Source organism: Actinoplanes sp. NPDC051633, assembly GCF_040681735.1.
Lineage (GTDB): Bacteria > Actinomycetota > Actinomycetes > Mycobacteriales > Micromonosporaceae > Actinoplanes.
The window spans coordinates 1-8,773 of sequence record NZ_JBFAZH010000210.1 but is presented as its reverse complement, the minus strand read 5'-3'; the positions used below and the strand labels follow the sequence as shown (position 1 = coordinate 8,773).

The 8,773-nt window shown below is 73.3% G+C and carries 8 protein-coding genes and 1 pseudogene; 4 read left to right on the top strand and 5 right to left on the bottom strand.

Annotated elements, in window-relative coordinates; translation table 11 throughout:
* Nucleotides 1-160 (bottom strand): annotated as a pseudogene (locus AB0M20_RS14635) (histidine phosphatase family protein); the annotation flags it as partial.
* A 115-nt stretch (nt 161-275) separates the two neighbouring features.
* Here AB0M20_RS14635 and AB0M20_RS14630 point away from each other — a divergent pair.
* A complete protein-coding gene (locus tag AB0M20_RS14630; RefSeq protein WP_364298175.1) occupies nt 276-551 on the top strand; it encodes a DUF6458 family protein in 276 nt (91 codons plus the stop codon).
* Nucleotides 552-622: 71 nt separating this feature from the next.
* Here AB0M20_RS14630 and AB0M20_RS14625 read toward each other — a convergent pair whose 3' ends face one another.
* Nucleotides 623-1,453, bottom strand: a complete 831-nt coding sequence (locus AB0M20_RS14625) for an NAD(P)H-binding protein (protein ID WP_364298173.1) — start codon at nt 1,451-1,453, stop codon at nt 623-625.
* 108 nt (nt 1,454-1,561) lie between these two features.
* Between AB0M20_RS14625 and AB0M20_RS14620 the strand changes: the two genes are divergently transcribed.
* Genes AB0M20_RS14620 through AB0M20_RS14610 form a run of 3 tightly spaced genes read left to right on the top strand, consistent with a single transcriptional unit; the run spans nt 1,562 to nt 2,846 of the window.
* The gene (locus AB0M20_RS14620) at nt 1,562-1,939 is read left to right on the top strand and encodes a helix-turn-helix domain-containing protein (RefSeq protein ID WP_364298171.1); all 378 of its coding nucleotides are present in this window, start codon (nt 1,562-1,564) and stop codon (nt 1,937-1,939) included.
* The gene (locus AB0M20_RS14615) at nt 1,936-2,352 is read left to right on the top strand and encodes an NAD(P)-dependent oxidoreductase (protein WP_364298169.1); all 417 of its coding nucleotides are present in this window, start codon (nt 1,936-1,938) and stop codon (nt 2,350-2,352) included. Before AB0M20_RS14620 ends, AB0M20_RS14615 begins: the two co-directional genes overlap by 4 nt.
* Nucleotides 2,353-2,411: 59 nt before the next feature.
* Complete coding sequence (locus AB0M20_RS14610; RefSeq protein ID WP_364298167.1) at nt 2,412-2,846, top strand: hypothetical protein; 435 nt, start codon at nt 2,412-2,414, stop codon at nt 2,844-2,846.
* Nucleotides 2,847-2,850: 4 nt separating this feature from the next.
* On the opposite strand, the gene AB0M20_RS14605 is transcribed toward AB0M20_RS14610, so the two are convergent.
* From AB0M20_RS14605 to AB0M20_RS14595, 3 genes are all read right to left on the bottom strand, one after another.
* On the bottom strand, nt 2,851-3,528 hold the full coding sequence (locus AB0M20_RS14605; RefSeq protein ID WP_364298165.1) for a hemolysin III family protein: 678 nt from the start codon (nt 3,526-3,528) through the stop codon (nt 2,851-2,853).
* A gap of 48 nt (nt 3,529-3,576) precedes the next feature.
* Nucleotides 3,577-5,337: an NHL domain-containing thioredoxin family protein gene (locus AB0M20_RS14600; RefSeq protein ID WP_364298177.1), complete on the bottom strand. Its 1,761-nt coding sequence runs from the start codon at nt 5,335-5,337 to the stop codon at nt 3,577-3,579.
* A 7-nt stretch (nt 5,338-5,344) separates the two neighbouring features.
* A partial coding sequence (locus AB0M20_RS14595; RefSeq protein WP_364298163.1) for a hypothetical protein occupies nt 5,345-8,773 on the bottom strand: 3,429 nt, incomplete at its 5' end.

The window sequence follows — 8,773 nt, the reverse complement described above, 5'->3', positions numbered from 1 at the left end:
AGAGCACCAGGCGTGGCAGGAGCCCTTCGTCGGCCAGCCAGGCACCGGCCGCGCCGGCGTCCGCCAGGCCTTTCTCGGTGAGCCGGCGGTCGAAGTCGGGTCCCGCGCCGGGCGTCTCGGCCTTGGCGTGCCGCAGGAGTACGAGAATCCGCTCACTCATGCCGGTCAGCTTGCCGGATTACGGATTCACCCGCCGGGGTAAACACGCTGATCGACGCAAGGACATGGTCAACCGTGCCACCCTCCCCCGGGCGGCATCCAGCTAGGAGGGCCCGATGGGCATCGGCGGAAGCATCTTCCTTCTCGCGTTGGGGGCGATCCTCGCGTTCGCCGTGAACGCGGACATCAGCGGCCTCGACATCAACGTCGTCGGCTACGTACTCATGCTGGCCGGACTGGTCGGGCTGATCGTCACCGTGTGGTTCTGGAACAGCCGCCGGCGCACGGTCGTCGAGCAGCGGCAGCCGGTCGTCCGCAGTGACGGCCACATGGTCGAGGAGGTCCGGACGGTTCGTCGCGACGACCCGCCGCCCCCGCCGTACGGCAGCTGAGCCCCTGAACTTCCGGCCCAGGCACGCGGATTCCCGCGCGCCTGGGCTTCGCCTTGTGGACGACCGGCTTGTCAGGCCAGGGCTGCGCGGATGGCGTCGGCCACCGGCTTCGCCGGGCGGCCCAGCAGGTCCCGCATGTCGGCCGGATCCACCTCGAGCGCACCCTGGGCAGCGCCGCGGTCGGCGTCCGACAGGACGACGGCGGCCGGCTCCGGGAGGCCCACGCTGAGCAGGAACTCCTGGTACTTCTCCGGCGCCAGGTCGGTGTAGGTGACCTCGGTGCCGGAGATCTTCGCGATCTCGGCGGCCAGCTCGGCCAGCGTGAAGCCCGGGCCGCCCAGCTCGTAGACCCGCCCCGCACCTCGCACCACCGCTGCCGCGGCGGCCTCGGCGTAGTCGGCCCGGGCGGCGGCGCTGATCCGGCCGTTGCCCGCGGCGCCGTAGACGCCGTTCTGCACCGCGCCGCGGAAGTCGTAGTTCTCGTAGTACCAGCTGTTGCGCAGGAACGCGTACGGCAGACCCGAGCCCTTGATCAGCTCCTCGGTTGCCTGGTGCTCGCCGGCCAGGATCAGGTCGGACGTGCCGGCGTTCGCGATGCTCGTGTAGAGCAGCAGCCCCACCCCGGCCGCGGTGGCCGCCTCGACCACGTTGGTGTGCTGCGCGATCCGCCGGCCGGCCTCGCTGCTGGAGACGAAGAGCACCTTTTCGGCGCCGTCGAAGGCGCGCTTCAACTCCTCCGGGCTGTTGTAGTCGGCGCGCTGTGCGCGTACCCCGAGATCCTGGATCTTCTCGACGGCGCGGCCCGTGGCGAGAATCTGATCGGCGGGTACGCCGCGGGCGAGCAGGCTCTCGACGACGTGGCGCCCGAGCGGGCCGGTGGCTCCGGTGACGACGATGGTCATGGTGATCTCCTCACTGTCATCGGGCAACAACCGCCCTGCTTGCGGATCACTTCCCGAAAGAGAGTGGGCACCTTGAAGTGCCATACGCACCTCAGGGATAGTGTCCAGGTGACCACGGATATCTACGCCAAGGACTGCCCGAGCCGGCAGGTGCTGGACCGGATCGGCGACACCTGGAGTGTGCTGATCGTCATCCTGCTGGCGGGCGGGCCGGAGCGGTACACGACGTTGCAGCGCAAGATCGATGGGATCAGCCCCAAGATGCTGACCCAGACCCTGCGGGCGCTGGAGCGTGACGGGCTGATCACGCGAACCGTGTACGCAGTGGTGCCGCCCCGGGTCGACTACGCGCTGACCCCCCTCGGCGAGAGCCTGCTCGCCCTGGTCGAGGCGCTGGAGAAGTGGGCGGCCAACCACATGGGCGACGTCCTGGCAGCCCGGGCGTCCTACGATGCCCTCCGGCTGACCCTGGCCTCGGGGACATGAGCAAAATCCTCGTCACCGGCGGACTGGGCATGATCGGCGCCCACACCGCCCGCGCGCTCACCGAGCTCGGGCGCGATGTCGTCGTCACTTCGTACCACCGCACCGAGGTCCCGTCGTTCCTCGCCGGCCGGGTCACCGTGGAGAGTCTCGACGTCACCGACCGCGACGCCTTCCTCGCTCTGGCCGATCGCCACGAGATCAGCGACATCGTGCACCTCGCGGGCACCGTTCCCGAGGACCCGGTCGACTTCTTCCGCACCGACATGGCCGGTCTGCTCAACGCGCTCGACGCCGCCCGCGCATGGCGGGTCCGCAGGTGTGCCGTCGCGAGCAGTCTCGGGGTCTACGTCGGCCGGACCGAGACGCCCTGGCATGAAGGGCTCCGCTGCCCACCGCGGAGCTGCCGCACCTGATCATCGCCTTCAAGAAGGCCGTCGAGCCGCTCACGACCCACAGTCTTGCGGGCAGCGGCGTGCAGCCCGTCGTCCTGCGCATCGGGACCATCTGGGGACCACTCGTCGACCCGGAGTCGCCGTTCTACCCCATCCCCTCCTACATCAGCGCCGTCCTGCGCGGCGACGAACCGCCGCCGCTGCACGCCGACGACGGCGGGGACAGCTGTTACGCACCGGACGCCGGGCGCGCGATCGCCCTGCTGATGACGACGGAGACCCTGCGGCACGACACGTACAACGTCTCCAGCGGCCGGCCCGCCGCCAACCGCGACTTCGCGGCGGCGCTACAGGCGGTCGTCCCGGGGGCGCGGCCCGGCCTCGAGCCCGGCGGGCAGAGTGGCCCCTACCTCGACATCGCCCGGCTCACGCGGGACACCGGGTTCACGCCGGCCTTCGACGTCGCCGCGGCGGTCGCGGACTACGTCGCGTGGCGGGCCGCCAATCCCCGCTAGAGCGTCATGCGTAGAGGGCGAAGTAAATCGCTATGTGGTGGCAGATGGCCGCGATCAGCGTGCACGCGTGGAAGAACTCGTGGTGGCCGAAGACGGTGGGCCAGGGGTTCGGGCGGCGGAGCGCGTAGAAGATCGCACCCGCGCTGTAGATCACGCCGCCCGCGGCGAGCAGCACGAGCTCGGGCCAGCCGCCGTTGTGCAGCACATCCGGCATGATCGCGACCGCGCCCCAGCCCAGCGCCAGATACAGCGGCGCGCTGACCCACCGCGGCAGATGCGGCCAGATCGCCTTCACCGCCACACCGCCCAGGGCCCCGCCCCAGATCAGCGACAGCATCACCGTCTGCAACGTGCCCGAGAGCAGCAGCACACAGAACGGTGTGTACGTCCCCGCGATGAAGATGAAGATCATCGAGTGGTCCATGCGGCGCATGATCTGATAGCCCCGCTCGGACCACACCCGGCGGTGGTAGAGCGCACTGATCCCGAAGAGGCCGCACACCGTGATGCTGTAGATCAGGCAGCTGATGAAGGGGCTGATGCCCGGCCGGCTCGCCGCGATCGAACACAGGACGACCCCGCAGGCGAGCGCGACGTAGAACGCATACTGGTGCAGCCGGCCACGCAACCTCGGCTTTCCGAGGTCTGCCGGCTTCATCCGGAAAGGCGTCGAGCTCGTCACGACCTCCAGGTTACGACACCGTAGGTTACTCGCGGGTAGTGAACCGCCTCACGTGTCCAGGCCGCGTAACACGAGCGGCAGCCGGGACTCCCCGCCGGGCGCCACGATGACCGGCACACCCCAGTCCTGCCGGGTCAGATGGCAGGCGGCGTGCTCGGCGTCGGCATCGCAGGTCGCCGCCTGGGCAACCACCTGCAGCACGCCCTCACCGTCGGCCAGCACCAACTCGCGGGACAGATCGGTGGTCGTGCCGGCGCCGGAAACGAGCAGCTCCGGAGGAGTGGCGGAGATCTCCAACCGGGTCGACGGGCCGAAGGTCTCGTCGAGTTTCTGGCCCGGCGCCGGGGTGAAGATGACGTCGAGGGTCACCGGGCCGGGGGCGAGGCGGGACGGCGGGCGCTCGGTGCGGTGCCGGGCGCCGGTCACCGTGCTGATCGAGCCGATCGTGCCCGGCGCGAGGCGGGTCAGCCGATGCGCGCCGGACTCCACCACGAGGACGTCGCCCGTCGAGGTGACCAGGATGTCGCTCGGCTCGGCGAGGCCGGAGTCGACCGTCGAAACGGTCGCGGTCACCGGGTCGTAGCGCCGGATCGCCCCGTTGTACGTGTCCGCGATCAGCACATCGCCGTCCGGCAGCACCGCCACCCCGAGCGGATGCTGCAGCAGCGCCTCGGACGCCGGCCCGTCCACGTGCCCGAAGTCGAACAGGCCTTGGCCGACCGCGGTGTGCATCGCGCCGTTCTCGATCCAGCGCAGCGCGGAGGTCTCACTGTCGGCGATCCACAGCCTGTCGCCCGCCGCGGACAGGCCGGACGGCTGCGCCATCCACACGTCCGGGATCGGCCCGTCCCGCAACGATTCGACCGTCGTCCCCGCGTACACGCCGACCGTGCGGCGCACCGGATCGAACCACCACAGCTGGTGGATGCCGGCCATCGCGATGATGACCTTGTCGTCGAACCAGGCCAGGTCCCACGGCGAGGACAGGTCGGCGGCCAGCGCGTCGTGCGGATGAACGTCCACGGTGGACCGCCACGGCCGCCCGCTGCCGGCCACCCGGGTGACCTCGCCCGTCTCGAGCACCAGGCCACGCAGCTGGTGGTTGGCGGTGTCCGCGACCAGCACGTCGTACGGCGCGACGTTCGGCGGCATCAGGAGCAGGCCCTGCGGCTCGTTGAAACCGCCCTCGATGCGACGGACCAGCTCGCTCCCGTCGGCGGTCAGCTCGACGATCGAGTGCCGCGCCGAGTCCGACACGAGCAGGTTGCCGTTCGGCAGCTCGATCGCCTTGCCGGGGAAGCGCAGCATGGTGTCGGCCGGCGTGGGCGGCACGTACGGGCTGTCGCCGACGCGGACGCCACCCTCGTCGATCAGCTCGTCGATCAGCCGGGACAGCCCCTCGGCATGCCCCTCGCCGGCCATCGACGCCACCAGGTAGCCGCGCTGGTCGACCACCGCGAGCGTCGGCCAGGCCTTCGCCGCGTACTGCTGCCACATCGTCATGTCGGCGTCGTCCAGCACCGGGTGGTGCACGCCGTAGCGCTCCACAGCCGCGGCCAGCGCCTCCGGGTCGCGCTCGTGCTCGAACTTCGGCGAGTGCACCCCGATCACCACGAGCACGTCGCCGTACTTCTGCTCCAGCGGCCGCAACTCGTCGAGCACGTGCAGGCAGTTGATGCAGCAGAACGTCCAGAAGTCCAGCAGGACGATCTTGCCGCGCAGGTCGGCAAGCGACAGCGGAGTGCCGCCGGTGTTCAGCCAGCCGCGTCCGCGCAGCTCCGGAGCCCGTACCCGCGGACCCTTCTCGATGGTCACGCTAGGTGCGGGGTTTCAAGCAGAGCACCTGGGTACGCCCGTCCTCCGCCGGATTGAGCACATAAGGCTGGCCCGGGTCGCCGCACTTCTCCTTGGCGTCCACGATCGACGTCACCTCGTACGCGCCGGAATCGCCGCACCCCGACTTGACCGCCTGCTCACCGTCGCGCTTCACGCACTCGCCGGTCTTGACCGCGAAGCCGTTGCCGCCGTCCGAGTCCCCGGAGATCAGGTAGACCAGGCCCAGCGCCAAGCCGACCACCAGGCCGGCGACGATGATGACCCCGATCAGGATCGGCAACATGCGCACGTGCGGCGTCTCCGGCTTGGCCGGCGGCGCGGCAGCCTCGGCGTCCGACCGCAGGAACTGGTCGAAGCGCCCCTGGTCGCCGTCCGAGCCGGGCGGAGCCGAGCCGGGCCAACTGGCCGTATCGTCCGGCGGTGGCGGAGTGACCGTGGCACGGCTCGCCGGACCGGGGAAGACCCCACCCATCCGCGGGCGGTCGCCCTCCACCCCGGGCGGGGGCGGCGGCTGGTTGGGCGGCGGGAAGCCGTTCTCGCGCGGCGGCGCGGCATGCAGGGACGGCAGGGCGGACGCCGGGACGTAGGGCTCGTCCGGGTTCCCGCGGCCGCGGCCCGAGATGTCCGTGGTGTGCTCGCCGTACGGGTCCGGTGCGGGTCCCTGGGGCGCGCCGCTATCCGGCCGGTTCCCATAGGTCTGCGGCTCCGGCCGGCCACGACCGGCGACGTCCGTGGTGAACTCCGAGAACGGCGTGCCACCCTGCGGAGGCGCGTCGGGGCCCGGCAAGCCCTGCGGGCCCTGCGGGGTGACGCGCGCGCTGGCACTCGCACCGGCTGACGCGCGGCCCGGCGATTGCGGCGCAGCCGAGGGCGGCTCGGGCTTGCGGAACATCGAGTGCTGCTGCGCGGGATCCTCGTTCCGCTGCTTCGCGCGGTCCCACGGCCAGGCGCCGTTGTCGTCCGGCTGCTCGTCGCTGCCGGCCCGGTCGTCCTCCGGCGGTGCGGCCGCCGGCCGTCCGTAGACGCGGGCCTGCGGCGCCGCGACCGGCGGCGGTACCTCGTTGGGGTCGACCGGGGTGCCGAGGCTGGCCATGGGTACGGACGCGCTGGCCGAGACGGGCCGGGCGGTGCCGGTGGCGGGGCCGCCGCTCACCGGCGGTGCACTGCTCATGGCCGGTCCGCCGCTGCTCATGGCCGGTCCGCCGCTGCTCATGGCCGGTCCGCCGCTGCTCGGGCCGTTCGACGACTGGTCGCCGGGGTGGCGCGGCTGTGGCACGGAGCCGTTGCGGGGCTCGGCCGAGACCGGGCCGGGGCCGAACGCGCCGCCGCCCGCGAAGGCCGGACCCGCCGCGCCGCCGCCGAAGTCCGGGCGTTCGGAGCCGCCGCCGTAGCCGGGGCGGTCAAAGCCGCCGCCGTAGGCCGGGCCGTCGGACTCGGTGCCGTAGCCGGAGCCCTCAGAGTCGCCGTAAGCCGACCCGTCCGAGCCTGCGCCATAGGCGGAGCTCTGTGGGCCTGCGCCGAACGCGGGGCTCTGTGGGCCTGCGCCGAACGCGGAGTTCTGTGCCCCCGCGCCGAACGCCGAGTCCTGCGAACCTGCGCCGTATGCGGGCTCGCCCGAGCCGGCTCCGAACGCCGGACCCTCGAGGCCACCGGCCTGGGATGAACCCGGGCGGCCGCCGGCGAAGGGCGGGCCTGCCGGGCCGCTGGCGAAGGGCGGCCCTGCCGGGCGCTCGGCGAAGGGCGGACCTGACGGGCCGCCCGGCCGCGACGTGCCCTGGGGGTCGCCGGCGAAAGAGGAGCCCGCGTTGTCGTCCGCGAAGGGTGCACCACCGAATGGCCCGCTGCCGGGCGCGGCGGGTTGCCGGCCACCGGGTTGCCTGCCGCCATCGAATCCGTCTGCTTGCTGCTCGCCGCCGGCCACGCCGGACCGGTCGCGGCCGAAGGGGTCGGACTGGGCGCGGCCGAAGGGGTCGCCCTGGTCGCGGCCGGAGAGGCCGGACTGGTCGCGGCCGAAGGCGCCGGACTGGTCTTCGTCCGCCGGGTTGTCGCCGAGCGAACTGGACGGGCCGAAGGCGCCGGCCGCCGCGGGTCGATCGTTGTCCTGGTCACCGGTGCGGGGCTGTCCGTAGACAGCAGCGGAGCCGGATCGGTTGTCGGCCTCGGGCCGGCTGCCGAACGGGCCCGGTGCGCCGGGCCGGCCGCCGGAAGGCTGATCGGGCGTGCCGCGGCCGAAGGAACCCTCGGCGGCGAAGGGACCGCCCTGGCCGCGTGCGCCGGAGGGGCCGCCCTGGTCGCCCGCACCGAACGGGCCGCCCTGGCCGCCCGCGTCCTGGCCTGCGCCGAACGCGTCGGCACCCACCGGGCCGCCTTGGCCGCTCGTGCCGCGAGCTGCGCCGGCCTGGCCGTGGCCACCGACCGGGCCGCCTTGGCCTTCGCCGCCGAAGGCGCCGGCCTGACCGTCGGCTCCGAACACGCCGGATCGACCCTCGGCACCACGCGCCGAGCCGAACGGACCGCCCGTGCCGGTCGGGCCGCCGGACACACCGGGCTGCCGGTCGGCGCCGAACATGCCGGACCGCCCATCGGCGTCGCGCGCCGTGCCGAACGGGCCGGCCGTGCCGGGCCCACCGGAAGGACCGGGCTGTCCACCGGCCGAGGGCAGGTCCCGGCCGTCGTGCGGAGAACGACCAGGCTGCTCGTCATCGCCGCCGGGCCGGGCCGGGCTGCCGAAGACGCCGGCTGCGCCGGAGGGCGCACCATAGGTGGCCGGCTGACCGGCCCGATCGCCGCCGAAGGGCGCGGGCTCCGGACCCCCGGCGGGCGGGCCGAAGTCACCACCGGCCGCGAACGAAGCACCGGGCACGCGCTGGGCGTAGCCGGGACGGCCACCATCGCCGGCCTGCGGGTCGCCCGGCCGCGGCCCGAACGGGCTCGACGGCGGCTCACCGAAGACGGAGGGCTGCCGGGTGGGCAGGGCGCCGCCCTCGGCCTCGCCGAACGGACGCCGGCCGGGCAGCGAACCCGGCTGCTGGCCCGGCAACGAACCGGGCATCGGACCGGGCTGCGAGCCCGGCTGCGAACCGGGCTCGGCGGTGGGCCGGCGAGCGGGCAGCGCGGTCGGGCTGCCGGCCTCGTCGTCCGCACCGATGCCGGCCGGGCGGCGGGTGGGCAGCGGCGTCACACCGCGGCCGCCACCGGCCGGAGGCGGCGGCGGGGGAGGCGGGGCGGCGTTGGGCTCCGACGCGGGGGTGAACATGTTGCCGATCGGCTGCTGCGCGAACGGGTTGCCGGATGCCGGAGTGCGCCGCGGCAGGGGCGTGCCACCGCCCGGGATCGGCGTGGCCACGGCCGGCGGCCCCGCCGGCGGGGCGGTAGGCTGTGCGGCGGCGGGTCGGGCGGTCAGCGTCGC

What these genes read in the sequence shown, in the direction of transcription:
- AB0M20_RS14630 (WP_364298175.1), top strand. Translation starts at nt 276, where the DNA reads ATGGGCATCGGCGGAAGCATCTTCCTTCTCGCGTTGGGGGCGATCCTC.
- AB0M20_RS14625 (WP_364298173.1), bottom strand. Translation starts at nt 1,453, where the DNA reads ATGACCATCGTCGTCACCGGAGCCACCGGCCCGCTCGGGCGCCACGTC.
- AB0M20_RS14615 (WP_364298169.1), top strand. Translation starts at nt 1,936, where the DNA reads ATGAGCAAAATCCTCGTCACCGGCGGACTGGGCATGATCGGCGCCCAC.